A 24,345-nucleotide genomic window follows, 5' to 3' on the forward strand; every position below is an offset into this window, starting at 1 on the left:
CGGGACTTCACGAAGCGGAAAGAACCGTCAGCCGATCTGCGTACCCGTCGCGGACAGCGCCTCCGTCACCGCCTGGAAGAACGTCTCCCCGCCGGAGGTGCAGTCACCGCTCCCCCCGGACGTGAGACCGATCGCCTTGTCACCGGAGAACAGCGAGCCGCCACTGTCCCCGGGCTCGGCACAGACATCGGTCTGGATCAGCCCGTTGACGATGTCCCCGTTGCCGTAGTTCACCGTGGCGTCGAGCCCGGTCACCCTCCCCGAGTGCACCTGCGTGGTCGAGCCGCTCCGGGTGACCTCCATGCCGACCGTGGCCTCGGCCGCACCGGAGATCGCCTGCGTGGAACCGTTGTAGAGGTTGACCTCGCTCGGGTGCTCGACCTCACCCGCGTACTTGACCAGGCCGTAGTCGTTGTCCGGGAAGCTGGACACCTCGTTGGCCCCGAGCGCGTTCCCCTGCGCGTCCCGCCAGTTGGTGATGCCCTCGGTGCAGTGCCCCGCGGTCAGGAAGTACGGCTCACCGCCCTTGACCACGTTGAAGCCGAGGGAGCACCGGCCGCTGCCGTCGGTGATGGCGTCACCGCCCGCGATGAAGGGCTTGAACTCCCCCTTGGTGCGCTGGAGTTCCGCCACCGATCCGAGCCCGTCGACGACCTCGCCGAGCTTGCGCCACTCGGCGTCGGAGACCGTGCGGTCGGCCGTGACGACGATTCTGTTGGTGGTCGGGTCGGTCACCCAGGAGGTGCCCGGAATGGTCGCGTCCTGCTTGAGCGTGCCGCGCGCGCTCCTGAGCTCCGCCAGGGAGTTCGCCACGACCCGCGCCTCGGCGCCGGCCGCCTCGACGGTTTCGGCCGCGGCCTTGTCCAGCACGTTCACGACGAGGTTCTTGTCCTGCGCGTCGTAGTAGGTGCCGGCCGCGGCGGTCCCGAGATCCTCGACCAGCGTCGAGGCGAGCTTTCCGGCCGCCGTGACCGACAGGGTCTCGGGCGTGGCGTCCGGCGAGGGCTCACTGGCGTTCGCAGTCTGGAAGGTGACACCCGCGGCCACCAGTGCGGCGATGCCCGCACCTGCCGCGGCGGCCCGCCGCTTGGGTATGCGTCGGTGCTTCAACTCACGTCCTCCTGTGGGGGGTCGGTCCGGAGGCTGTGGGGGCCCCGCGAACCGGAAGGCGTACGGACACGGAGGCGGCGTACAGCAAAAAGCCGCGTCCGTGCCGGTTGATCGGCGCCTACTATTCCGAGGCGCACAGGCCGCACACAAGGTCGACTTCCGGACGTGCACACGGCCACCACACCGCACCCCCGCCGCCTTGACCGTGCACGGTCACCCCAGGCGGCTTCGCACTGCAAACACTACGAGCGAGTAACTCGTATGCGGCGCGTGAGGTCTGCTCCTGTCCTGAAATCGCCCTTCGCGCCTCGGACATGGGTGAGCCCCCGCACGGCACTGCGTGCGGGGGCTCGGTTGCTGCCGGCTGCGGAGCGGAGAGCGGGGTGTCTCTAGTGGACGCTCATCCCGTAGGCGTTCAGGGCCTCCACGACGGGCTGGAAGAAGGTCGTGCCGCCGGAGGAGCAGTTGCCGCTGCCGCCGGAGGTCAGACCGTACGCGGTGCCGTTGCTGCCGTAGAGCGGGCCACCGGAGTCGCCGGGCTCGGCGCAGACGTTGGTCTGGATCATGCCGTAGACGACGTCACCGCCACCGTAGTTGACGGTCGCGTTGAGAGCGGTGACCCGGCCGGTGCGGATACCGGTGGTGGAGCCGTCACGGATGACGCTGGTGCCCACGCTCGGGTTGGCCGCCCGGACGATGTCCGTGTTGCCGGCGGTGCCCGACTTGGCGATCGAGGTGTTGGTGTAGCGCACCAGACCGTAGTCGTTCGTCGGGAAGCTGGAACCGGCGGTCGGTCCGAGGACCGTCGTACGGCCCGAGTTGGCGTACCAGGTGCCCGCGCCGTCGGTGCAGTGACCGGCGGTCAGGAAGTAGTCGGCGCCCGCGCTGTTGCGGACGTTGAAGCCGAGGGAGCAGCGGCCGGTGCCCGAATAGATGGCGTCGCCGCCCGCGATGTACTTCTGGAACTTGCCCGGGGTGTGCTTGATGGTCAGGGCGTCGGCGTCGCCGCCCGCCTGCTGGCGGATCTTGGCGATCTCGGCCTTGGAGACCGTGCTGTCGACGGTGACGACGACCCGGTTGGTCTTGCTGTCGACGGCCCAGGCGGTGCCCGGCACGTCGGCCTTGAGCACGGAGCTGCTCGCGCTCTTCAGCTCGGCGGAGCTGAAGGTGGCGGGGGCGTCGGCCGCGGTCGCGCTGGGGATCGCGACGGCTGCTGCGGCTACGAGGCCGGTCGATACGGCGATCAGCCGGGTCCGTCTCGTCATGCCACTGCGGGGGGTGGTGCGCTTGATCCTCACTTTTCGTTCCTCCACATGGGAAGTCGGGGGCCCTCGTGGGGTTTCGGGCCCGTGAGGCGCAGCCAGGAGCCGGGGTGTCCGGATTCCGAACACGCCGTGCCCCTGACAAGCGCTGTGGGGGAGTATTCGGCGGCACGCCCGGCCCGCGCAAGAGCGCCTTTCGGCCGTCAATTTTTGAACGACCTGCGCTGCCGCCCTGGTTGCGGGCGTTCGACGGCGGCTCCGCTCAGCAGTTGCACCCACAATCGCAGCCGTCGCAGCCGCAGCTGTCACAGCAGTTCCCGCAACAATCGCAGCAGCTGCAGCAGTCGCCGCACCCGCTGCAATCGCAACTGTTGCAGAGCCCTTCCCGGCGCTGCCGCGACCAGGGGTCCTCGAATTCCCCGCAACACATCTGACAGGTACAAGCCAATCCGGCCCATACGGCGCACCCCGCGAGCAGTCCCCGGCGATCCCGCCGAGGCGGCTCCGGGGGCAGCGGCGGGCCACCCGGACCCCCGGGCGGCGCGTACGGCCCCGCCATGTGCGAGCACGACGGGCCGCCGAACGCCCGGTCCACCGACCGACGCAGCTCGTGCACCAGCAGCAGATGCGCCAGCTTCGGATCGGTGAAGGACACCTCGCGCAGCGCCAGCCGGATCCCGTGCAGCGCGTCATCGGCCAGCCGCCGGGCCTCCGCCAGGGACGTCCCCGTAGCGGTCAGCGGATTCCACGCCCCCGACGCCGCGTCGGCCTCCCTGTCCTCCACGGCGTCCAGCAGATGCGCCAGCCGCCCGAACAGCCGCCCCGCCTCGGCGAGCGGCTCGGCGTTGAGCGGACGCCCCGCCAGCACCGCCGTATGCGCGAAGGCCGCCGCCGTCGCCGTCTCGGTCGGCTCGGTCACCACCAGCAGCGAGGTCTCCGGCCCGGCCAGCGCCTCGATCCCGACCTGCCGGTCCACCGCGTCGACCAGCAGCCCGGTGTCGAACCCCACGGCAAGGCCACCGCGCGCCCCCGCGGCGCCCCAGCTGGAAGCGACCCGGCGCGCGGCCACCGCCACCGGCTTGCGCGCCAGCAGGCCGTCCCCGTCGGCGAGATGGTCACGTACCTTCGCGGAGGCCAGCACCAGCGACACCGCCGCCGCCAGCCGTGCCCCCTCCCCGCGCGCGACGGACGCGGTCCGCATCCCGCGCAGCGGACACGGCCCGGCCGTACGCCGCAGCCCTTCGTCCGCACCGGCCTGAGCCTCCGTCAGAACGGAGATCAGCAGCCCGTCGTAGTTCGTCACCACCCGTGCGAACTGCCCGTGGTCCCCGCGCAACGCCAGGCAGAGACCGCACAGATGAGCCATCCACTGACCGGCGAGACGCTCCCCGAGCCGATGGCGGCAGGGCCTGACTATTCCGAACACGACGCTCCCCCGTGGTTCGTACGACATTGAGCCGCCGCATCGTATCGGCCACCTCCGTGGCCGCTTTCACACCCTCCCGCTTCACCCGTACGCCCCGCGCCTCACCCATACGCCGCGAAGAATCATATTTCACTCACAGTCAGCAGCCATGCGTGGCAGGCCCCTTGGCGCGCTTGGGCTCTCGACGTATGCGCTGTGCACCAGTACCGTCACAAACCCCCCGCGCGGCGTCTATTCACTTGGCGCGCCGTCCGCATCATGGATGACCATAGGGATGCGGAAAGCAAGCAAGACCGCTGTGAGAGGAGGCGTCCATGGGATCGGTGCGCAAGGCGAGTGCCTGGCTGGGCCTCGTTGACGACAACGATGACGAGCGTTACTACGACGACGACTACTCCGAGGGGACCGATTCCGGGGATGCCTGGGTCACCGACCCGAGGGTCAAGGTGGCGGCCGACGTCGCCGAGGAGAAGGGCCGCCGGATCGGCACGGTCACCCCGGACAGCTTCCGGGACGCCCGGGCCATCGGCGAGCTGTTCCGGGACGGTGTCCCGGTCATCATGAACCTCACGGCCATGGAGGCCGGCGACGCCAAGCGCGTCGTGGACTTCGCGGCCGGCCTGATCTTCGGTCTGCGCGGTTCCATCGAGCGCGTCTCCACCCGGGTGTTCCTGCTGACCCCGGCCGACACGGAGATCATCAACGGTGAGCCGGCCGCCCACCGGACGGACGGTTTCTTCAATCAGAGCTGAGGCAGGGCCGATCGCCGGCCCTGCCCCCTCGGGGTTCACCGGAAGGCATCGAGTCCGGTGAGCGCCTTGCCCAGCACGAGCTGGTGCATCTCGACGGTGCCCTCGTAGGTGAGCACCGATTCGAGGTTCGTCGCGTGCCGCATGATCGGGTACTCCAGCGAGATCCCGTTGGCACCGAGGATCGTCCGCGCCGTACGGCAGATGTCGATGGCCTCCCGGACGTTGTTGAGCTTGCCGAAGCTGACCTGCTCGGGACGCAGGCGGCCGGCGTCCATGCGCCGCCCCAGATGGTGGGCGAGCAGAATCCCCTTGTGCAGTTCGACCGCCATGTCGGCGAGTTTGGCCTGGGTGAGCTGGAAGCCACCGATGGGCCGCCCGAACTGCTCCCGTGACTTCGCGTACTCGACCGCGGTCTCGAAACAGGAGCGAGCCGCGCCCATGGAACCCCAGACGATGCCGTAGCGCGCGTGCGAGAGGCAACTGAGCGGTCCGCGCAGGCCGGTGACCTCGGGCAGGACCGCGTCGGCGGGCAGCCGCACCTCGTCCAGCACCAGCTCGCTCGTCACCGAGGCGCGCAGGGACAGCTTGTGCTTGATCACGGGGGCCGAGAAGCCGGGGCTGTCCGTCGGCACGACGAAACCGCGGATGCCGTCCTCGGTCTGCGCCCAGACGACGGCGACCCCGGCGACGGATCCGTTGGTGATCCACATCTTGCGGCCCGTCAGGACCCAGTCGCCGCCGTCGCGTTTGGCGTACGTCCGCATGGAGGCGGGGTCGGAGCCGTGGTCCGGCTCGGTGAGCCCGAAGCAGCCGATGACCTCGCCGGAGGCCATCCGGGGCAGCCAGTTCTGCTTCTGCTCCTCGCTGCCGTAGCGGTGGATGGCGTACATGGCGAGGGAGCCCTGCACCGAGACCAGGGACCGGATGCCGGAGTCGGCGGCCTCCAGCTCCAGACAGGCGAGCCCGTACTGGACGGCGGAGGCGCCCGCGCAGCCGTAGCCGCTCAGCGACATCCCGAGGGCGCCGATGGAGCCGAGCTCACGGGCCAGTTCACGGATGCCGGGCACTTCCCCGGTCTCGTACCACTCGGCCACGTACGGCAGGACGCGGTCGGCGGCCCAGCGGCGTACGGTGTCGCGGACCGCGAGGTCCTCGGGCTGAAGGAGGTCGTCGATCCCCAGCGGATCGGCGGGATCGAACGGGGGCAACGGCATGGGAGACCCTCCGGCAGCTCAAAACTAGCAGCGCTAGTCACGGGTTGAAGGCCGACGTTACGACGCAGTCTTCCACCCCGTCCAGGGGGTCAGGCCGTGACCCGGGACTCCGCGACCTCGCGCGGCGCCGGGACCTCCACCGCGGCCGTCGGCTCGCAGCTCATGGCGCGCGGCAGCCTCAGCGCCATCACCGCGCCGAGCAGCAGCAGCCCGGCACTGACCAGCAGCGTCACATGCAGCCCGTGGACGAAGCAGTTGCGCGCCGCCTCGCGCAGGGTCTCCCCGGCGGCGCCGCCCAGCTGCCCGGCCACCTCGTAGGCCTCGCCCAGCGAATGACTCGCGGACGCGGACGCGGAGGCGGGCACGCCGGGCACGGAGGACAGACCGGGCGCGTACGCCGCGTTCATCACGGTGCCCAGCAGCGCGATGCCGATGCCCGCGCCCAGCTGGTAGGAGGTCTCGCCGATCGCCGCCGCGCCGCCCGCCTGCTCCGGCGGTGCCTCGCTCAGCATCGACTCGTACGCCCCGAACAGCGTGGTCTCCAGACCGAAGCCCAGCAGGACGAACCCGGACAGCATCAGCGCGGGATCGTCCGTGCCGCCCATCGCCGTCAGCAGCACCACCGCGAACGCCGTCAGACAGAACCCCGAGCACACCATCCGCCGCGGCCCGAACCGGCGCAGCATCCGCGCTCCGGCGAGCCCCGCACCCATCGCCGCGAAGGTCAGCGGCAGCAGCCGCAGCCCGGTCTCCAGCGGCGACAGGCCGAGCACCAGTTGCAGATACTGCGCCGCGATCAACTCCAGGCCGACCAGCGCGAGCATCGCCAGCACGATGCAGCCCACCGAGGTGCTGAACGCGGGGCGGGCGAACATCCGCAGGTCCACCAGGGGATGCGCGCGGCGCCGCTGGCGTCGGACGAACAGGACCAGCAGGGCGGCGCCCACCAGCAGGGGCAGCACGCCGGCGCCGTCGAAGTCGCCGCCGCCGAGCCGCTTGACACCGAGCACGGCCCCGAAGAGGCCGGCCGCCGCCATCAGCGCGCCGACCACGTCCCAGGGACCGCGGCCGTCGCCCTTGGACTCGGGCAGCAGCAGCCGGCCCACCGGCAGGCTGACCAGCATCAGGGGGATGTTGACGAGGAAGACCGAGCCCCACCAGAAGTGCTCCAGCAGGAAGCCGCCGAGCAGCGGTCCGACGGCCGCGCCGACCGCGGCGACCGCGCTCCAGATGCCGATGGCGAGCGCGCGCTCACGCCGGTCGGGGAAGACCTGGCGGAGGATCGAGAGGGTGGCCGGCATGATCATCGCGCCGCCGACCCCGAGCAGCGCCCGCGCCGCGATCAGCACCTGGGCGGTGTCGGCGAGGGCGGCCAGCGCGGAGGCGACGCCGAACAGGGCGTATCCGAGGAGCAGGATCCGTCTGCGGCCCACGCGGTCGCCCAGCGTGCCGAAGAGGATCAGCAGCGAGGCGCAGACGAGGGGGTAGACGTCGACGATCCAGAGCAGTTCTATACCGCCGGGCCTGAGGTCCTCGGTGACGGCGGGCACCGCCACGTGCAGCACGGTGGCGTCGACGGCGACCAGCAGCAGGCTGGCGCAGAGGACCACGAGGACGACCCAGCGGTTGGCACCGGCCCCGGCCGCCCGACGGCGCAGCGCAGCGGCCGTGGTCGTCCCGGACATGTACGTACCTCCCAGATGTTCCCTCGCGTTCGGCGGGCTCACGGGGTGGGGACTCCCCGTGACTCGGCCGGAGAGGAGCGGTGGTCTCCGGCCCGCGCAACGAAGCGAGTGACTCGTCAGAGTACGCGAGTCCGTGCCGGTGCCTAGTGGTGGAGCTCTCAGACTCCGGACGGAACACGTGTGGCGTACGCCACTTCCCCTCACCCGCCGAGCAGGCCCGTCGGCACGCCCCGGCGGGCCGCCCCGTGTGGCCTCCCCCAGATAATCGAGCCCGTGACCGATCTTTCCGCGCGCGTGCGACGCGCGGCGCCAACCCTCCTGGGGTACGCCGCCGTGCGTGCCCTGGGCCTGCTCGTCCTGGCCCTGTGGAGCGCGGCGCGCGACAAGAGCGCGTACACGCTGCTGACCGCCCGCTGGGACTCGCTCTGGTACACCAGGGTCGCCGAGCTGGGATACGGCTACGAGGTGCGGCTGCCCAACGGCGATGTGCACTCGAACCTGGCGTTCTTTCCGCTGCTGCCCTGGCTGGAGCGGCTGTTCGCGGCGGTCGCACCCCTGTCGTACGCGGACGCCGGGTTCCTGGTCACGGCGCTCGCCTCGCTCGCCGCGGCCTGGGGGATCTTCGCGGTCGCCGACCGCCTGTACGGGCGCCGCGCGGGGGTCTGCGCGGTGCTGCTGTGGGCGGTGCTGCCGGTCGGGATCGTGCAGTCGATGGCGTACAGCGAGTCACTGTTCACCGCGCTGGCGGCCTGGTCGCTGTACGCGGTGCTGACGGGCCGCTGGGTGACCGCCGGCACCCTGGCCCTGCTGGCCGGCCTGACCCGTCCGGTCGGGCTCGCCGTCGTGGCGGCGGTGTGGGCGGCCGGTATTGCCTCGTTCGTGCGAGAGCGAAGCGCGGCGCCCGCCGACCGCGCGCACGGCTCCGGGCACGCCCCCTCCTCCACCGGCGGCCCTCCCCCACTGGGCGCGTCCGTCACCCGGCGCGCCCTGGGCATGCTCCTCGCGCCCCTGGGAGCCGCCGGCTACGTGCTGTGGGTCGGCCACCACACCGGCAAGGGCCCGCTCGGCTATCTCGAGGTCCAGGCCGGCTGGCGCAACGGCTTCGACGGCGGCTACGCCTTCGCCCGTTTCGTCGCCGCCAAGTTCACCTCGTTTCCGCAGGCCCTCGCCGGGCTGGCCCTGCTCGTCGGGGTCGGCCTCGTGGTGTGGCTGTACGTCGTCTGCGTCCGGCAGCGCCAGCCGCTGCCCCTGCTGGTGTACGCGGGTGCCGTCCTGGCGCTCGCCCTGTGCGCGTCGAGCTACTTCGGCTCGAAGCCGCGTCTGCTGCTGCCCGCCTTCCCGCTGCTCCTGCCCCTCGCCGTGGCCCTGGCCCGGCTGCGCATACGCCGGTCGGCCACGATCCTGGCGCTGATCGCGCTGGCCTCGGCGGGCTACGGGGCGTTCTGGCTGAACGGCTCGGGTCCGCCGTGATGATCGGCGGGAGAATTCCGGGCCGGCTTCCGGTGAACGAATTCGTAAGCCCCATAAAACGGTGCTCTGGAATGATCAAAGGAATTGAAGGGCGCGGCGCCCGCTGATTGCGAAGTCGTAGGAAATAAGGCCCTCCTTGAGATGAATCCCACATCACATCGTCATCACAAACCGGCGGTATCGACGGGGTTGAGAGCTCACTCGCTGTAACGTCGATTGGGTGCGTACCGAACGAAACCTCACCCGTCTGGACCGGGTGTTCGCGAGGCTGGACCGCGAGCCGGAACGGCCGGCCCACATCGATGTGCCGAGGATGAGCCGGCACAGGGTCGCCCTTTTCGCGGCGACCCTGGCCTTCTACGGGGCCATCGTGTGGGCCGTGGTGATCACCTCGTGGCTGGTCCGGCTCGACTGGCAGGTCATGTTCTTCCGGCCCTACCAGCAGTGGTCGGAGATCCACGCATTCGTCGACTACTACGTGGTCCTCGGCCAGCGCGGCCCCACCGCCGTGATGATCGCGGCCTGGCTGGGCTGGCGCTCCTGGCGGCAGCACACCCTGCGGCCGCTGCTCGCGCTCGCCACCTCGCTGCTGCTGCTGAACGTCACGGTCGGCGCCGCCAAGCTCGGCATGGGCCGTCTCGGACCGCACTACGCGACCACCGTGGGCTCCAACGAGATGTGGCTGGGCGGCGATATATTCCCCAGCGGCCACACCGCCAACGCCGTGGTGACCTGGGGAATCCTGGCGTATCTGGCCTCCACCCCGGCGGCCCGCCGGTGGCTGTCCGCCCTGTCGGCGGTGACCTCGCTGGGCGTGGGCCTGTCCACGGTGTATCTCGGTACGCACTGGCTGAGCGATGTGCTCCTCGGCTGGGCCGCCGGCCTGCTGATCCTGCTGGCGCTGCCCTGGTTCGAGCCGCTGATCGCCCGCGCCGAGTCGGTGATCTTCGATCTGCGCGACCGGCTGCGGGCCCGCCGCGCCGGTACGGCAGCCGTGCCGGCCGCTCCGGTCGAGGTCCCGGTGCGGGTCAAGCCGCGCGACTCGGCGCAGGACGTCTCCCCCACGGCCCGTTCGCCGCGGGCGCCGGTCCATCTGGCGCCGGGGCCGCACACGGCCCGCTCGGAGCGCACTCCGGTCACCCCGGCCGGCAGCCGCCGACCACCGCAGACCGACCGCGTCACGCGCGGTACGACGTCGGCGGCCCGCCCCCTCACGGGCGGCTAGCCACCGCAGGACAGCGGGGCCCGGTACGCACAGCCACCCCGCGGCGACGGCCCCGGTTCCTCTGCGCGAGGAGCCGGGGCCGTCGCGCTGCGTCAGCCCTTCCAGGCCCGGGTCACCAGGCCGTCCCGCACCTCGAAGTTCAGCCGTCCCACGCGGTACTCCATGGTGATGATCGCGCCCGGCGGCAGCGACCGTACGGTCGTCCAGCCCCGTTCGCGGGCGAGTTGCTCGGCTCGGTCGGCGTCCAGGCCGAGGTAGCCGTCCGGCTGGTCCTGGGGTTCGGCGGGGGGTGTCGGTATCGGTGCCATGCCGCCACGCTAGGCCCTGGGCGGCGGCCGGGGCCAGCGCAGCGCCCACGCCCTGTCACTCATCCCTGGCCGGTCACGCTTCTGTCACAGGATCACGACACGCGTTTCGACCCGGCTCACTCACACGTACGAGCGGTCGCCCACGTCTTTCACAGGAATTCGAACGCAATTCCCGCGTGTCCCGGAGGCGTCCCCTATACCGGTCGGAAAGCGCCGAGAAAATTCCCCCGGACTCCTTTCTCCGCGCACCGGTTCACCACTCCGCGCCGGATCCGCTCGGCGTCCCCGGCGTTCGATCCGCCCCCTCCCAGGTACGCGGCACTCGCTCCAGAGCCCGGGAAAGCCGGTCCCGGGCGGTCCTGATCGCGTCCGTGAGCTCGACGGGCTCCAGCACCTCGAACTCGAAGCCCAGCAGCATCACATGGATCACCATCACATCCAGGCTCGCCGCTCCGGTGCGCAGCAGACAGCTGCGCGGGCCCTCGGGTTCCAGCACACCGGCGGAGGGCGAGATGTGCTCGGCGGCCTCCCGCAGGGGCACCAGCAGCCGGACCAGGGCGTGGGTGGCGTACGCGCGCGTGGAGACGCCCTGGGAGACATAGGCGGGGAGGTCGTCGGCGGGCGGGCGGCGCGGGGTGAAGCGGGGGCCGTGCGGGGGCTTGGGCGTGATGCGGTCGGCGCGGAAGATGCGCCAGTCGTCCCGGTCGAGGTCCCAGGCCACCAGGTACCAGCGGCGCTCGGTGCAGACCAGGCGGTGCGGTTCGGCTCTGCGGCGGGTGAGCGTGCCGTCGTGGCCCCGGTACTCGAAGCGCAGCCGCTCGGCGTCCCGGCACAGATGGGCCAGTTCGGTGAGAAGGCCGGGGTCGACGGGGGAGGGCTGTCCGCGCAGCATCGGCACGGTGAAGGCGTTGAGGGCGCTGATCCTGTGGCGCAGCCGGTTCGGCAGGACCTGCTCCAGCTTGGTGAGGGCCCGCACCGAGGTCTCCCCGATGCCCTCGATGCCCTGGCCCGCGGCCGTGCGCAGCCCTACCACGACGGCGACCGCCTCGTCGTCGTCCAGGAGCAGCGGCGGCAACTCGGCGCCCGCGCCCAGCTGGTACCCGCCGCCGGTGCCCGGGCTGGCGTTGACCGGGTAGCCGAGCTCGCGCAGCCGCTCCACGTCCCGCCGGACCGTGCGGGGGGTCACCCCGAGACGGTCGGCGAGTTGCGCGCCGGACCAGTCCCGGTGGGCCTGGAGGAGCGAGAGCAGGCGCAGCAGTCGTGCCGAGGTGTCCAACATGGCGCAGAGTCTGCCAGCGCAACCGGACAGTAACGGTCCGCAATGCTCAACTCGCGGATATAACCAGGCAACTGACTGTCACACCGGCCCCGGGCGCCCCTCGCTCAGGGCGCGTAGGACAACTGCGGAACCTCGAAGCACGTGCGGTCCATGTCCCCCTGGGAGACCCAGCCCCGGTCGTCCGTCCAGCGCGCCACCGACAGACACGTCCGGCGGGTCGCGGGCGGCTCGGCCAGCCGCTCGAAGCGGACGGGGAGCAGCAGACCGCCGGCGGTCCAGCCCTGGCTGCGGCTCATCCAGCCGTCGACGCACGCGCGCGTGACGCCCGTCCTCGCGCAGGACCGTGCGGCTTCCGTGAACCACCGTGCGGCCGCCCACCCCTCCAGCTGCCACTGCGCATGCGTCTTCAGCCCCTCGGTGGCCTCCCGGAACTCCCGTACGGCCTGGTGGCCGGTGTCCTCGAAGTTGCGGCTGGACCCGGTCGCCCAGAGGGCGTTGCGGCAGCGCGGGGCGTCCTTGTAGTCGTCCGCCACGGTGGAGGTCCAGTTCTGTACGTTCGTCACCTTGGCGGTCAGCTCGACGCCGGCGTCGTCCAGGGCCGCGCACAGCCGGGCGTTGCCGTGGCTGTCGATGGCGTCGAAGACGAGGTCGGCGCCCCGCTCCTTCAGATCGGCCGCGACGGCGCGGAAGTTGGGCAGCGCGAAGTCGACCTGCTCGGTGACCACCTCGTAGCCCTCGGCCCGCAGACCCCGCTCGACGAGCCGGGCCCAGGAGGCGGACGCGGCCTGGTTGTAGGAGACGACGGCGGCGGTACGGGCGCCGTGCTCGCGCTTGAAGTAGCGGTAGACCTCGGTGCCGCCGTAGAGCTTGCCGTCCCAGCCGGCCGTGCCGTCGCGGGGCGCCAGGCTGCCGTAGATGCCGTACAGGTGCGGCCAGGTGTCGTAGGCGGCGCCGATGGGCTGGCCGCCGATGTCGGGCACGCGCGCGCGGGAGACGCGGGAGGCGCCCGCGTAGTCGAGGACCGTGGTGGCGACCAGGGCGACCACCCGGTCCTCGTCGATCAGCCGGTGCACGCACTCGTTGTTGCCGACGCCGCTGCCCCCGTCGTCGCACAGCCGCACCTCGACCGGGCGGCCGTCGATGCCCCCGCGCGCGTTGAGCCGCTCGAAGTAGGCCTTCGCCCCGTCGCGCGGGCCGGTGAAGGCGTCGCCGCCGACCGGGCTGGTGGCGCTGGTGATCACACCGACCCGGATCGGGGCGGTGTCCCGCGCGGGAGCCCGACTCCCGCGGTCCTCGAAGTCGCTCTCCGGAAGCCGGCTGCCGCAGGCCGCGCTCAGGACGAGCAGCAGCACCGCGACAACGGCCTCAGCAGCCCGGGACCGGCGAGGCCGAGCCATTGCCGCTCAGTTGCACCAGCGCGCACAGCGTCTTGGCGGACACCTTCCAGGTGCCGTCCTGCTCCACGGCCGTCCCCGCGGCGTCCGGCAGGGCGGTGGCGCCGTTCAGGGTGAGCGTGTACGTCACGTCCGCCTCGGTCGGCGAGGTGAAGGCGACCTCGCTGACCCGCGCCCCGACCTGTCCGCCCCGCTCGTCGCCGCTGAACGCCCGGAGCACCGGGGCCATCCGGTCGCCGTTCTCCAGGACGGTCTCCTTGTCCTCCAGGGAGGTGTCGGGGTCGAAGAACTTCTGCCAGTTCCGCTCGATCTCCTGCTCGGCCGCCCCGGCGTCGGCGGGCGCGGTCGCCGCGGGGGCGCTCGTCGTCCGCTCGGCCGAAGGGGCGGGCGGAGTGGCGTCCGAGCCGCCTCCCTCGTCGTCGCCGCAGGCCGCGAGGGCCGGGGCGAGGAAGAGAAGCAGGGCGGCCGCCAGTGCCGTACCGCGTCCTGTGTTCCGCCGACTGAGGTCGCTCCCGAGAACCATCTGGCTCACCACCGGGTGTCGGTCCGGGCCGTGCACGCCCGGTTCTTTCAGGGTCAGCTGACAGAAGGCATAGTGCAAGCCATCGGCTGGCATGGACAGACACATGACGTGTGAAGCCTGAGGAGCCACAGATGCGGACAGCCCGACTGCGGACCGTGCATCCCGTCCTGTGGGCCGGCTGGGCCGCTCTCGCCGCGGGCGCGGTGCTCTGCGTACTCGGCTGGTACGGCGTCTCGGGCGAGCGGTTCGCCGAGCGGCAACTGCCCTATCTCGCCTCCTGCACGGTCCCCGGCGCCGCGCTGATCGTCGCCGCGGCGGTGCTGCTCACCCAGGGCCGCAACGCGCTCGCCGCCGCACGCGTGGAGGAGCTGTACGGCTTGCTCGTGGCCGCCGAAGCGCCGGACGCCGAGGCGTCGGGGTCCTCGCCGGCCGCGCCCCTCGCGGTCAGCGGGGACCAGCTGATGGTGCCGGGCGGCACGCTCTTCCACCGCGCGGACTGCCCTCTGGTGAGCGGGAAGGCGGAGGCGGTGCCGGTGGACGCCAAGCTGGTCGGCAGCGGCGACCTGGGACCCTGCCCGATCTGTGAGCCCGCCACGGCGGACGACTGATGTCGTCCCTGACGTACGACCTCACCCTGGCCGGCCTGTCGGTCGGCAGCGCCGCCGCCCTCACCGGGATCGGTCTGGTCGTCACCTATCGCGCGACGGGGGTGCTCAACTTCGCGCACGGGGCCGTCGCCATGGTGTGCGCCTATGCGCTGCGGCAGCTCGTGGTGGAGTGGGGCTGGCCCCTGTGGGCGGGGGCCGCGATGACCCTGCTCGTGCTGGCGCCCGCGATCGGGATGGCGCTGGAACGGTTCGTCTTCCGTCCGCTGTCCGTCCTCGGCGGTGACCCGGCGCAGACGCTGGTGGCGTCGATCGGGGTGTTCGTGCTGCTGGTGGGCGGGGCGGCGCTGCTGTGGGGGCAGGGGGCGCGGGACGACGCGCCGGAGCTGCTGGTGGCGGCGGACCCCTGGGGACAGCTGGCGGTGGTCCTGGTGCTGGCGGCGGCGGTCGGTGCGGTCATCCGGTGGACCCGGTTCGGGCGGGAGCTTCGCGCGGTCGTGGACGACCGGCAGCTCGCCGTGCTGGGCGGGATCGACGCGGACCGGGTGGCCGCGGCGGGCTGGGCGTTCGGCTCGTTCACCGCGGGCCTGACCGGCGTGCTGCTGGCCCCTTACGTCCGTCTGGACCCGTACGGACTGCCGCTGCTGGTGATGGAGGTCGTGGCGGTGGCGGTGGCCGCCCGGATGCGGAGCCTGCCGGTCGCGGTGGTGACGGCGCTCGGCATCGGCGTGGCGCAGAGCCAGGTGACGCGGCTGCATCCGCGGGGCTGGGGCGAGCCGCTGCTGCAGGCGGTGGGCGCGAACCTGTTCGTGGTGGCGCTGCTGATCGCGGCGCTGGCCCTCCCCCGCGTCGGCACCCGCGACGCCCTGCCCCGCACGGCCACCGCGCGCGTGCCGACGCCGCTGGGCGCCTGGATCGTGGCGTGGGTGCTGTTCCTGCTTCCGCTGGGGTTCGCGGGCGCGGACCTGCACACCTCGGTCCAGGTACCGGCGCTGGCCGTGGTGCTGCTCTCCCTGGTGGTGGTCACCGGCCGCGGCGGCCAGATCTCCCTCGGTCAGGCGGCCTACGCGGGCCTGGGCGCCCTCTTCACTGCCCTGCTGGCGGCGGGCCGGTTCCCGGGCCTGCCCCGCCTGCCCGAACTGGCGGCGCTGGCGCTGGCGGTGCTGCTGGTGGCCCCCCTGGGGCTGCTGACCGGCTGGCCCGCGATCAGCCGCAAAGGCCTGGCGCTGGCGCTGGCGACGTTCGCGGTGGGTGTCGGGGTGAGCCGCTTCGTCTTCGCGCAGCCGTACGCGACCTCGGGCCTGGCGCTCGGCCGCCCGGCGGGCTTCGACGACGACCGCGCCTACTACGTCCTGGAGTTGGCCCTGCTGGGCGCGGCCCTCCTGGCGGCCCGCGCGCTGCGCACGGGCCGTACCGGGCGGGCCCTCGCGGCCCTGCGCGACCACGAGTCGGGCGCGTCGGCCTCCGGAGTGCGTGTCCCGGCCCTGAAACTCGCGGCCTTCGTCTCGGGCGCGGCGCTGGCCGCCCTGGGCGGCGGCATGCTCGGCATGGGGCTGCGGGCCTTCGACCCCGCCGCCTTCGACCCGGTCCGGGGCCTGCTCTGGTTCGCCGCGGTGGTGGTCCTCGGCGCCGACAGCACCCTGGGCGCGCTGGCCGCGGCGGCCCTGCTGGTGGGCCTGGACGCCGGGGCGCGGGGCGGGGTGGCGGCGGCCCTGATCGGCGTCCTGGCGGTCCTGGTGGGCCGCTTCCCGGGCGGCCCGTACGAGGCCCTGCGGAGCGCGGCGACCCGGCTGCGGCCGGCGGGACGGGCGAGGCTGACGGAGCGGGGAGAGGCGGTACGCCGGTACCTGCGGAGGACCGCCACCGGCCCCGCGCCGGTCGCACCCGCACCGTCGGCCGTGGCCGCCCACTCCCCCAGACCCTCCCGGCAGCCACCCACATCCGACAGGCCGATCCTCAGCGCCCACGCCCTCCGGGCCGGCTACGGCGGCTTCCGGGCCCTCGACGGCGTGGACCTCCAGGTGGCCCCCGCACGGATCACCGCGATCGTCGGCCCGAACGGCGCCGGAAAGAGCACCCTCTTCCACTGCCTAGCGGGCACTCTCCGCCCCGCCCACGGCCGGATCCGCTACGGCGACCGGGACATCACCCGGCTCCCCGCCCACACCCGCGCCCGCCTCGGCATCGCCCGCACCTTCCAGCAACTGGCCGTCTTCCCTGCCCTCACCGTGGCCGAGAACATCCGCGTCGGCGCGGAGCAGGGCCGCGTCGGCGACCCGGCGGCCGTGGACCGAGCCCTGCGCCTGCTGGGCCTCGACTCCGTGTGGGACGCCCCCGCCGCCGGCCTGCCCACCGGCACCCTCCGCCGGGTCGAGCTCGCACGGGTCCTGGCCGGGAGCCCTCGCGTCCTGCTCCTGGACGAACCCGCGGCGGGCCTGGACACCGGGGAGGTCGCCGCCCTGGCCCGCCTCCTCAAGGCGCTCGCCGCCGACGGCACCGCCCTGCTCGTCGTGGAGCACGACCTGGACCTGGTGGCCGACCTCGCGGACGTCGTGCACGTCATGACGGCCGGCCGCATCGTCGCCTCGGGCCCCCCGGCCCACGTCCTCGACGCACTGGACGCCCGGGAGACCCCCGTATGACCCTCTCCCTGCGCCACGCGCGCGTGCGTTACGGCCCCCTGGAAGCCCTGCACGGCATCACCCTCGCCGCGCCTGCCCCGGGCCTGACCGTGCTCCTCGGCCGCAACGGATCGGGTCGTACGACCGCCCTGCGCGCCCTGGCCGGGACCGTCTCGCTGTCCGGGGGCGCGGTGGTGTGGAACGGCGTGGACGTGACCCGCGTACCGGCGTACGAGCGGGCCCGCCGGGGCCTGTGCCTGGTCCCGGACCGGCAGGCGGTCTTCGGCTCGCTCACCGTCCGCGAGAACCTCGAACTGACCGCCCAAGCCCTCGATGCGGCCCTGGCCGCCTACCCGCCCCTGGAGGCGCTGCTCCCCCGCCGGGCGGGCACCCTCTCCGGCGGCGAGCAGCGCATGCTGGCCCTCTCCCGGGCCCTGCTGGCCCGCCCGCGCGTGCTGCTCGTGGACGAACCGGCGCAGGGCATGGCGCCCGCGGTGGCGGCCCGGACGTACGGACTGCTCGCCGGGCTGGACGCGTGCGTGGTCCTCGCCGAGCAGCGGCTGCCGCCCGTGCCGCGCGACCGGCCGACGCTGGTGTACGAACTGCGCCGCGGCGCGGTGGTGTTCAGCGGTGAGGCCACTGAGCCGCGGGATCCGCCCGGGGCGGGCCTCAGAGCGCGGCGGAGCGGGTCGCGCTCTTCGGAATGACCAGCAGCATGTCCGGCCGCAGCCGGTCCGGGGAGGGGCCGACGGTCTTCTTGTTGGCCTTGTAGAGGGCCGGCCAGCCGCCCTTGATGCCGTACGTGCGGGCGACCGACGAGAGCGTGTCGCCGGGTTTCACCGTGTGCATCCGGCCCTTGAGCCCGTACCGCTTCGAACAGACGGGCCAGGCCTTCCAGCCCTGGACGGCGAGCACCTTCTGGGCGACCGTGATCTGCTGCTGCCGCGTGGCGAGATCCGCGCGCGGGGCGTACTTCAGGCCGCCGAACGCCTTCCACGTGGGCTGCCAGAACTGCAGTCCGCCGTAGAAGCCGTTGCCGGTGTTGATGTGCCAGCGTCCGCTGCTCTCGCACTCGGCGATACAGCCCCAGGGCCACTGGTCCTTGGCGCAGGCGTAGGGCGGGAGCGGGGCCGCCGGTGCGGAGGCCGTCGGAGGCGGTGCCGCGTGGGCGGCGCCGGGGGCGAGGAGGGGCAGCAGGGCGGCCGCGAGGGCGAGCGTGATCGGCGTGCGGATCATCGGCCCACGCTAAGCAGCGCCACGCGCGGCGCCGCCCCGGCGCGTCGGTGCGCGCGGGGGCCCCACCCGGTCGGCGGACCGACGGGGCCGGAGGGTGCCGTTCTTCGACGTCCCATTTCATTCGCCGATTTCACGATTTGTCGACCCATCACCTCGTCGACCTGTCGCTCACCCAGCGGAACCAACTGCCGTGACCTAGAGCGGACTTGACCACGAATGCCCGATTCCGCCCCCAGGTGACCGAGCCCCTTGCCTGGTTCGATTCCGTTCGCCCTGAGGCGTGACTCCCGCCGCAGCTCACCCGTTGTCTTCTTCATGAGCCCGGGGCCCACCCGGTTCACGGGCCGGGAGCCACCCGGCCGCGCCACGCACCACATCCCGAGGGAGCCACCCGTGCCGCGCATGCTCGACGTCAGCGACGAGGTACGCGCCGAGATCGGCGACGAAGAAGCCGACCGGCTGCTCGCCGGAGAGAACGCCCCCGGCAGTTACGACTGCACGTCCTGCCGCACCCCGGGCGACTCCGAACAGGAGCGCACCAGCACCGTCCTGTTCATCGGGGACGAGACCGCCGTCCTCGCCTTCGCCCACGCCGGCTGCCTGCCCTCGCAGGTCGTCCAGGTCACCGAGGAGCAGCTCAAGGGGGCCGTGCGGTCCATCACCGGCGACCAGGTCGACCTGGAGCCGGAGAAGGTCGTACCCGAGCAGGCGGTGCTCGGCGTGACCAGCGGACTCATCCTGATCGCCGGGGAGTTGCACCCGGCGCTGGTCGTGGAGCCGACCGGGCCCATCGTCCGGCCCGGGTCCACCGCCCTCGGCGACGACTTCCTGCCGCTGCTCATCGAGCAGGGGTTCATGCCGGTGACGGCCATCGACTCGGTGCCGCCGGTGCTGCACGGCTGGTCGGTGCTGCTCGCCATGGGGCAGCTGCACGCGGTGCTCCAGCCGGGCACCAACGGCGGCCAGCCGGTGGCCTGGTGGCAGGCGCACCAGCCGCTCCAGGTCACCGAGGGATGGCGGACCGCGGCCAACAAGCACCAGCAGGTGCTGATGTTCGCGGCCCCGGTGGGGACCATCGGACGGCAGCCGCGGGAGGACCTGCTGCGGGACGCGCTGGACAAGGCCGCGGCCAACGGCAAGTTGGTCGCTTCCGCACTGCCTCTCGCCGGGACCTGAGCGCCCCCGAAGGCCCGCGCCCCGGCCGCATCCCTTGCTGTGCCCGGTCGTTTGGACATACGTGCACGCATACGATGTTTCGCCATCGGCCACGCCGATCTACGACGCGCTCTACGCCGAGTACGTCAAGTCCTTCCGGACGCTGCCGGGTGACCGCAGCGGCGAGGAGGAGCTGGGGTTCACCGCCTTCGGGAGCATCCCGCACAGTTCGGGCTCGTACGGCGGTCACCGGTCGGGGTCCTTCTCCAGTTCGTACAGCGCCTACAGCGCGGGCGCCCACAGTGCCCGGCAGTCGCAGTGGCAGCGGGTCGGACACATCGGGCCGCAGGGGACGGGAACGCATCCGGCGCTGGAGCCCGTTCCCCGCAGAGGCATCTGAACGACGAAGAGGGCGGTCCCTTCCGGGGCCGCCCTCTTCGTCGTACGCCTACTTCTTCTTGCCGCGCTTCTCGCGGACCCGGACCGAGATGTGGATCGGGGTGCCCTCGAAGCTGAACTCCTCGCGCAGCCGGCGCTCGATGAAGCGCCGGTAGCCCGCCTCGATGAAGCCGGAGGCGAAGAGCACGAACCGCGGCGGCTTGGTGCCGGCCTGGGTGCCGAAGAGGATGCGCGGCTGCTTGCCGCCCCGGATCGGGTGCGGGTGGGCGGCGACCAGCTCACCGAGGAAGGCGTTGAGGCGGCCGGTCGGGACCCGGGTCTCCCAGCCCGCGAGGGCCGTCTCGATCGCCGGGACCAGCTTCTCCATGTGCCGGCCGGTGCGCGCGGAGACGTTCACCCGCGGCGCCCACACCACCTGGCCGAGCTCGGTCTCGATCTCCCGCTCCAGGTAGTAGCGGCGCTCCTCGTCGAGGGTGTCCCACTTGTTGAAGGCCAGGACCACCGCGCGTCCGGCCTCGACGGCCATCGTCACGATGCGCTGGTCCTGCACCGAGATGTTCTCGGAGGCGTCGATCAGAATGACCGCCACCTCGGCCTTCTCGACCGCGGCGGCGGTGCGCAGCGAGGCGTAGTAGTCGGCACCCTGCTGGAGGTGGACGCGCTTGCGGATACCGGCCGTGTCGACGAACTTCCAGGTGACACCGCCGAGTTCGATCAGCTCGTCGACCGGGTCCCGGGTGGTGCCCGCGATCTCGTTGACGACGACGCGCTCCTCGCCCGCCACCTTGTTCAGCAGCGAGGACTTGCCGACGTTCGGGCGGCCGATCAGGGCGATGCGGCGGGGGCCGCCGACCGCGGTGCCGAAGGTCTGCTCCGGGGCGTCCGGCAGCACCTCCAGCACGGCGTCCAGCATGTCGCCGGTGCCGCGGCCGTGCAGCGCCGAGACCGGGTGCGGCTCGCCGAGCCCGAGGGCCCACAGGTACGAGGCGTCCGCCTCGCCGCTCGGGCCGTCCACCTTGTTGGCGCACAGCACCACGGGCTTGCCGGCCTTGCGCAGCAGACGTACGACCGCCTCGTCGGTGTCGGTGGCGCCGACCTTGGCGTCGACGACGAAGACGACGGCGTCGGCGGCCTCGATGGCGTACTCGGCCTGGGCGGCGACGGAGGCGTCGATGCCGAGGACGTCCTGCTCCCAGCCGCCGGTGTCGACGACCTTGAAGCGGCGGCCCGCCCATTCGGCCTCGTAGGTGACCCGGTCACGGGTGACGCCGGGCTTGTCCTCGACGACGGCCTCGCGGCGCCCGATGATGCGGTTGACGAGGGTCGACTTGCCGACATTCGGACGGCCGACGACGGCGAGCACGGGCAGCGGGCCGTGACCCGCCGCTTCGAGGGCGCCCTCGACGTCCTCCGGGTCGAAGCCCTCTTCCGCGGCGAGCTCCATGAACTCCGCGTACTCGGCGTCGCCAAGTGCTCCGTGGTCGTGCGCCTCGCCCGAGCCCTCGGAGGGGATCTGGTCGTTCATGAAGTCCGTACCTCGTTCAGTGTGGTGATCGGTGGAACCCCCCGTTTCGGGTGATCCACTACTCAAGTGTCGCCTAGCGACCGGTGAGCCGCCTGGCGTTTTCCAGGTGCTCGGTCAGCTGCTTCTGGATGCGCACGGTCGCCTCGTCCAGCGCCGTGCGGGTGCGCCGTCCGCTGCCGTCGCCCGCCTCGAAGGGGTCGCCGAAGACGACGTCGACGCGGGAGCGCAGCGCGGGCAGCGCCTTTATCAACCGTCCGGGCCGCTCGGTGCTTCCCAGTACGGCGACCGGGACGATCGGGGCGCCGCTGCGCACCGCGAAGTACGCGAGCCCGGCCCGCAGAGCGGCGAAGTCGCCCTCGCCGCGAGTGCCCTCGGGGAAGATCCCGAGCACGCCGCCGGACGCCAGCACGTCCAGCGCCTGGGTGATGGCCGTACGGTCGGCGGTCGAGCGGTCCACCTTCAGCTGGCCGACGGCCCGCATGAAGGGATCGAGCGGGCCGACGAACGCTTCCTTCTTGACCAGGAAGTGCGACGGCCGGGGCGCCACGCCGATGACCATCGGGCCGTCGATGACGTGCGAATGGTTGACGGCGAGGATCACCGGGCCGGTCGCGGGGACCTTCCAGGCACCCAGGACCCGCGGCTTCCACAGCCCGTACATCAGGCCGACGCCGATGCGCCGCCCTACCTCCGCACCCCGCTCCGACGGTGCCGTCACTTCCCGGCCCGCTTCTCCTCGACGAGGGTCACGACGCACTCGATGACCTGCGCGAGGGTGAGCTCGGTGGTGTCCACCTCGACCGCGTCGTCGGCCTTGGCCAGCGGCGAGGTCTTGCGGCTGGAGTCGGCCGCGTCCCGCTTGATCAGGGCCTCGCGGGTGGCGTGCACGTCGGCGCCCTTGAGCTCACCGCTGCGGCGGGCGGCGCGCGCCTCCGGGGAGGCGGTGAGGAAGATCTTCAGATCGGCGTCCGGCAGCACCGTGGTGCCGATGTCCCGGCCCTCGACGACGATGCCGCCCTCCGCGGACGCCGCGATCGAGCGCTGCAGCTCGGTGATCCGCGCCCGCACCTCGGGCACCGCGCTGACCGCGCTGACCTGGGAGGTGACCTCCTGGGTGCGGATCGGGGCGGCGACGTCGATGCCGTCGACGGTGATCGTCGGCTTCTCCGGGTCGGTGCCGGAGACGAGGTCAGGCTTCCCGGCCACGGCGGCGATGGCGTGCGGATCGTCGATGTCGATGCCGTTGGTCACCATCCACCAGGTGATCGCCCGGTACTGGGCGCCGGTGTCGAGGTAGCTCAGGCCGAGCTGGGCGGCGACGGCCTTGGAGGTGCTCGACTTACCCGTGCCGGAGGGGCCGTCGATGGCGACAATCACGGGCTGGGCGGCGCCGTTTTCCACGGGAGGACACCTTCCTGGTGCGGTGCGGAGGGGTGTAGGGGCGCGAGGGTGCCCCGCACAAGGTTACTGGGTGCGGGTCACTCGTCCGGACGCGCGCGCCTCACTGGCGGATCGCCCAGCCCCGCTCCCGCAGCGCCGCCGTCAGCACCGGCACCGCGTTCGGCTCCACCATCAGCTGGACCAGACCGGCCTGCTGACCCGTCGCGTGCTCGATGCGGACGTCCTCGATGTTGACCCCGGCCCGGCCTGCGTCGGCGAAGATGCGGGCCAGCTGGCCCGGCTGGTCGTCGATCAGGACCGCCACGGTGTCGTACACCCGCGGCGCGGACCCGTGCTTGCCCGGCACCCGGACCTGCCCGGCGTTCCCGCGGCGCAGGACGTCCTCGATACCGGCCGTGCCCTCGCGGCGCTTGGCCTCGTCGGAGGACTGCAGCGCCCGCAGTGCCTGCACCGTCTCGTCGAGGTCCGCGGAGACGTCCGCGAGGAGGTCGGCGACCGGCCCCGGGTTCGCGGAGAGGATGTCGATCCACATCCGGGGGTCGGAGGCCGCGATCCGCGTCACGTCCCGGATGCCCTGGCCGCACAGCCGTACGGCCGCTTCCTCGGCGTTCTCCAGCCGCGCGGCGACCATGCTGGAGACCAGGTGCGGCATGTGGGAGACCAGCGCCACGGCCCGGTCGTGGGCGTCGGCGTCCATGACGACCGGCACCGCCCGGCAGTGCGAGACCAGCTCCAGGGCGAGGTTCAGGACCTCGGTGTCGGTGTCCCGGGTCGGGGTGAGCACCCAGGGGCGGCCCTCGAACAGGTCGCCGGAGGCGGCCAGCGGGCCGGACTTCTCACGGCCCGACATCGGGTGGGTGCCGATGTACGCCGCGAGGTCGAGCCCCAGTGCCTGGAGCTCGCGGCGCGGACCGCCCTTGACGCTCGCCACGTCCAGGTAGCCCCGGGCCACCCCGCGCCGCATGGCGTCGGCCAGCACCCCGGCCACATGGGCGGGCGGCGCGGCGACGATCGCGAGGTCCACCGGGCCCTCGGGCGCCTCGGCCGTGCCGGCGCCGAGGGCGGCGGCCGTGCGGGCCTGCTCGGGGTCGTGGTCGGCGAGGTGGACGACGACGCCACGGCTCACCAGGGCGAGCGCGGCGGACGTGCCGATGAGGCCGGTGCCGATGACGAGTGCGGTTCTCACTGGGCGATGTCCTTGCGCAGGGCGGCCGCGGCGCCGAGGTAGACATGGGCGACCTCGGCCCGGGGCAGGTCGGACTCGATGTGCGCGAGGACACGGACCACGCGGGGCATGGCGCCCTCGATGTCCAGCTCCTGCGCGCAGATCAGGGGCACGTCGACGATGCCGAGCTTGCGGGCGGCGGCCGCGGGGAAGTCGCTGTGCAGATCGGGGGTGGCCGTGAACCAGATGCTGATCAGGTCGTCCGTGGTCAGGCCGTTGCGTTCGAGGACGGCGGTGAGCAGGGCTCCGACCCGCTCGTCCATGTGGCCAGCCTCGTCCACGTCGAGTTGGACGGCACCCCGGACCGCTCGTACCGCCACGGCTTGGCTCCCTTGCTGCTGTACGGATCGCTCTGTGCGCGTCCAGCCTAGTCAGCGCCCGGCGGACCGGGGCGCGACGCCCGCCCGCTGAGATGCGGTGCGGGTCCGCCGGGCTTGCGCGATTTATGGCATTGCCTCCCGGGTTGCTTCTTCTTCGGTGCTTTCAGTGCCAAGATGCTGGTCCGACCGGCCCCGCGCCCCCTGGTTCCG

Annotated in this window: 23 protein-coding genes; 8 read left to right on the plus strand and 15 right to left on the minus strand. The window is 72.5% G+C overall.

Annotated features, from left to right (window positions below; genetic code table 11):
• Window positions 1-27 precede the first annotated feature (27 nt).
• The 3 genes from ACFYW5_RS25920 to ACFYW5_RS25930 all read right to left on the minus strand — a co-directional run bounded on the left by ACFYW5_RS25920 (window position 28) and on the right by ACFYW5_RS25930 (window position 3,798).
• On the minus strand, window positions 28-1,110 hold the full coding sequence (locus tag ACFYW5_RS25920) for a S1 family peptidase (RefSeq protein ID WP_389419470.1): 1,083 nt from the start codon (window positions 1,108-1,110) through the stop codon (window positions 28-30).
• Window positions 1,111-1,499: 389 nt separating this feature from the next.
• On the minus strand, window positions 1,500-2,408 hold the full coding sequence (locus tag ACFYW5_RS25925) for a S1 family peptidase (protein ID WP_389419471.1): 909 nt from the start codon (window positions 2,406-2,408) through the stop codon (window positions 1,500-1,502).
• Between the two features lie 226 nt (window positions 2,409-2,634).
• Window positions 2,635-3,798: a DUF5685 family protein gene (locus tag ACFYW5_RS25930; protein WP_389419472.1), complete on the minus strand. Its 1,164-nt coding sequence runs from the start codon at window positions 3,796-3,798 to the stop codon at window positions 2,635-2,637.
• A 314-nt stretch (window positions 3,799-4,112) separates the two neighbouring features.
• Here ACFYW5_RS25930 and ACFYW5_RS25935 point away from each other — a divergent pair, with 314 nt between their 5' ends.
• Entirely contained in the window at window positions 4,113-4,550 is a 438-nt protein-coding gene (locus ACFYW5_RS25935) for a cell division protein SepF (RefSeq protein ID WP_389419473.1), read from the plus strand.
• 35 nt (window positions 4,551-4,585) lie between these two features.
• On the opposite strand, the gene ACFYW5_RS25940 is transcribed toward ACFYW5_RS25935, so the two are convergent.
• Window positions 4,586-5,764, minus strand: a complete 1,179-nt coding sequence (locus tag ACFYW5_RS25940) for an acyl-CoA dehydrogenase family protein (protein ID WP_389419474.1) — start codon at window positions 5,762-5,764, stop codon at window positions 4,586-4,588.
• An 89-nt stretch (window positions 5,765-5,853) separates the two neighbouring features.
• A complete protein-coding gene (locus ACFYW5_RS25945) occupies window positions 5,854-7,449 on the minus strand; it encodes an MFS transporter (protein WP_389419475.1) in 1,596 nt (531 codons plus the stop codon).
• Between the two features lie 273 nt (window positions 7,450-7,722).
• On the opposite strand from ACFYW5_RS25945, the gene ACFYW5_RS25950 reads away from it, so the two are divergent.
• The gene (locus ACFYW5_RS25950; protein WP_389419476.1) at window positions 7,723-8,919 is read left to right on the plus strand and encodes a glycosyltransferase family 39 protein; all 1,197 of its coding nucleotides are present in this window, start codon (window positions 7,723-7,725) and stop codon (window positions 8,917-8,919) included.
• 220 nt (window positions 8,920-9,139) lie between these two features.
• Window positions 9,140-10,144 carry a phosphatase PAP2 family protein gene (locus ACFYW5_RS25955; protein ID WP_389419477.1) on the plus strand — a complete coding sequence of 335 codons (1,005 nt, stop codon included), beginning with the start codon at window positions 9,140-9,142 and terminating at the stop codon, window positions 10,142-10,144.
• 92 nt (window positions 10,145-10,236) lie between these two features.
• Here ACFYW5_RS25955 and ACFYW5_RS25960 read toward each other — a convergent pair whose 3' ends face one another.
• The 4 genes from ACFYW5_RS25960 to ACFYW5_RS25975 form a co-directional block, all read right to left on the minus strand.
• Entirely contained in the window at window positions 10,237-10,452 is a 216-nt protein-coding gene (locus ACFYW5_RS25960) for an I78 family peptidase inhibitor (RefSeq protein WP_389419478.1), read from the minus strand.
• A 253-nt stretch (window positions 10,453-10,705) separates the two neighbouring features.
• Window positions 10,706-11,731 carry a helix-turn-helix transcriptional regulator gene (locus ACFYW5_RS25965; RefSeq protein WP_389419479.1) on the minus strand — a complete coding sequence of 342 codons (1,026 nt, stop codon included), beginning with the start codon at window positions 11,729-11,731 and terminating at the stop codon, window positions 10,706-10,708.
• A gap of 104 nt (window positions 11,732-11,835) precedes the next feature.
• Window positions 11,836-13,128, minus strand: a complete 1,293-nt coding sequence (locus tag ACFYW5_RS25970; protein ID WP_389419480.1) for an ABC transporter substrate-binding protein — start codon at window positions 13,126-13,128, stop codon at window positions 11,836-11,838.
• On the minus strand, window positions 13,097-13,648 hold the full coding sequence (locus ACFYW5_RS25975) for a hypothetical protein (protein ID WP_389419481.1): 552 nt from the start codon (window positions 13,646-13,648) through the stop codon (window positions 13,097-13,099). Before ACFYW5_RS25975 ends, ACFYW5_RS25970 begins: the two co-directional genes overlap by 32 nt.
• A gap of 131 nt (window positions 13,649-13,779) precedes the next feature.
• On the opposite strand from ACFYW5_RS25975, the gene ACFYW5_RS25980 reads away from it, so the two are divergent.
• From ACFYW5_RS25980 to ACFYW5_RS25990, 3 genes are read left to right on the plus strand one after another with little or no spacing between them, the layout of a single operon-like run.
• Entirely contained in the window at window positions 13,780-14,256 is a 477-nt protein-coding gene (locus ACFYW5_RS25980; protein ID WP_389419482.1) for a hypothetical protein, read from the plus strand.
• A complete protein-coding gene (locus tag ACFYW5_RS25985; protein WP_389419483.1) occupies window positions 14,256-16,895 on the plus strand; it encodes an ATP-binding cassette domain-containing protein in 2,640 nt (879 codons plus the stop codon). Before ACFYW5_RS25980 ends, ACFYW5_RS25985 begins: the two co-directional genes overlap by 1 nt.
• The gene (locus ACFYW5_RS25990) at window positions 16,892-17,581 is read left to right on the plus strand and encodes an ATP-binding cassette domain-containing protein (protein ID WP_389419484.1); all 690 of its coding nucleotides are present in this window, start codon (window positions 16,892-16,894) and stop codon (window positions 17,579-17,581) included. The genes ACFYW5_RS25985 and ACFYW5_RS25990 overlap by 4 nt, the downstream gene beginning before the upstream one ends.
• On the opposite strand, the gene ACFYW5_RS25995 is transcribed toward ACFYW5_RS25990, so the two are convergent.
• Window positions 17,544-18,110, minus strand: coding sequence for a transglycosylase family protein (locus ACFYW5_RS25995; protein ID WP_389419485.1), 567 nt, complete (start codon window positions 18,108-18,110; stop codon window positions 17,544-17,546). The genes ACFYW5_RS25990 and ACFYW5_RS25995 overlap by 38 nt on opposite strands.
• Before the next feature lie 393 nt (window positions 18,111-18,503).
• Here ACFYW5_RS25995 and ACFYW5_RS26000 point away from each other — a divergent pair, with 393 nt between their 5' ends.
• The gene (locus ACFYW5_RS26000) at window positions 18,504-19,286 is read left to right on the plus strand and encodes a hypothetical protein (RefSeq protein WP_389419486.1); all 783 of its coding nucleotides are present in this window, start codon (window positions 18,504-18,506) and stop codon (window positions 19,284-19,286) included.
• 61 nt (window positions 19,287-19,347) lie between these two features.
• Window positions 19,348-19,665 carry a hypothetical protein gene (locus ACFYW5_RS26005; protein WP_389419487.1) on the plus strand — a complete coding sequence of 106 codons (318 nt, stop codon included), beginning with the start codon at window positions 19,348-19,350 and terminating at the stop codon, window positions 19,663-19,665.
• A 48-nt stretch (window positions 19,666-19,713) separates the two neighbouring features.
• Here the strand turns inward: ACFYW5_RS26005 and der are convergent, their stop codons facing one another.
• From der to aroH, 5 genes are all read right to left on the minus strand, one after another.
• Entirely contained in the window at window positions 19,714-21,189 is a 1,476-nt protein-coding gene (gene der / locus ACFYW5_RS26010) for a ribosome biogenesis GTPase Der (RefSeq protein WP_389419488.1), read from the minus strand.
• 73 nt (window positions 21,190-21,262) lie between these two features.
• Window positions 21,263-21,850, minus strand: coding sequence for a lysophospholipid acyltransferase family protein (locus ACFYW5_RS26015; protein WP_389419532.1), 588 nt, complete (start codon window positions 21,848-21,850; stop codon window positions 21,263-21,265).
• Between the two features lie 53 nt (window positions 21,851-21,903).
• Window positions 21,904-22,590: a (d)CMP kinase gene (gene cmk, locus ACFYW5_RS26020; protein WP_389419489.1), complete on the minus strand. Its 687-nt coding sequence runs from the start codon at window positions 22,588-22,590 to the stop codon at window positions 21,904-21,906.
• A gap of 100 nt (window positions 22,591-22,690) precedes the next feature.
• On the minus strand, window positions 22,691-23,776 hold the full coding sequence (locus ACFYW5_RS26025) for a prephenate dehydrogenase (protein ID WP_389419490.1): 1,086 nt from the start codon (window positions 23,774-23,776) through the stop codon (window positions 22,691-22,693).
• Window positions 23,773-24,135: a chorismate mutase gene (gene aroH / locus ACFYW5_RS26030; protein ID WP_186283164.1), complete on the minus strand. Its 363-nt coding sequence runs from the start codon at window positions 24,133-24,135 to the stop codon at window positions 23,773-23,775. Before aroH ends, ACFYW5_RS26025 begins: the two co-directional genes overlap by 4 nt.
• Between the last annotated feature and the right edge of the window lie 210 nt (window positions 24,136-24,345).

Source organism: Streptomyces sp. NPDC002779, from assembly GCF_042888685.1.
Taxonomy (GTDB): Bacteria; Actinomycetota; Actinomycetes; order Streptomycetales; family Streptomycetaceae; genus Streptomyces.

Bases quoted from the DNA above. Each gene is read 5' to 3' on its own strand.
- ACFYW5_RS25935 (WP_389419473.1), top strand. From the start codon at position 4,113: ATGGGATCGGTGCGCAAGGCGAGTGCCTGGCTGGGCCTCGTTGACGAC.
- ACFYW5_RS25940 (WP_389419474.1), bottom strand. From the start codon at position 5,764: ATGCCGTTGCCCCCGTTCGATCCCGCCGATCCGCTGGGGATCGACGAC.
- ACFYW5_RS25945 (WP_389419475.1), bottom strand. From the start codon at position 7,449: ATGTCCGGGACGACCACGGCCGCTGCGCTGCGCCGTCGGGCGGCCGGG.
- ACFYW5_RS25960 (WP_389419478.1), bottom strand. From the start codon at position 10,452: ATGGCACCGATACCGACACCCCCCGCCGAACCCCAGGACCAGCCGGAC.
- ACFYW5_RS25965 (WP_389419479.1), bottom strand. From the start codon at position 11,731: ATGTTGGACACCTCGGCACGACTGCTGCGCCTGCTCTCGCTCCTCCAG.
- ACFYW5_RS25970 (WP_389419480.1), bottom strand. From the start codon at position 13,128: ATGGCTCGGCCTCGCCGGTCCCGGGCTGCTGAGGCCGTTGTCGCGGTG.
- ACFYW5_RS25975 (WP_389419481.1), bottom strand. From the start codon at position 13,648: ATGGTTCTCGGGAGCGACCTCAGTCGGCGGAACACAGGACGCGGTACG.
- ACFYW5_RS25980 (WP_389419482.1), top strand. From the start codon at position 13,780: ATGCGGACAGCCCGACTGCGGACCGTGCATCCCGTCCTGTGGGCCGGC.
- ACFYW5_RS25985 (WP_389419483.1), top strand. From the start codon at position 14,256: ATGTCGTCCCTGACGTACGACCTCACCCTGGCCGGCCTGTCGGTCGGC.
- ACFYW5_RS25990 (WP_389419484.1), top strand. From the start codon at position 16,892: ATGACCCTCTCCCTGCGCCACGCGCGCGTGCGTTACGGCCCCCTGGAA.
- ACFYW5_RS25995 (WP_389419485.1), bottom strand. From the start codon at position 18,110: ATGATCCGCACGCCGATCACGCTCGCCCTCGCGGCCGCCCTGCTGCCC.
- der (WP_389419488.1), bottom strand. From the start codon at position 21,189: ATGAACGACCAGATCCCCTCCGAGGGCTCGGGCGAGGCGCACGACCAC.
- ACFYW5_RS26015 (WP_389419532.1), bottom strand. From the start codon at position 21,850: ATGTACGGGCTGTGGAAGCCGCGGGTCCTGGGTGCCTGGAAGGTCCCC.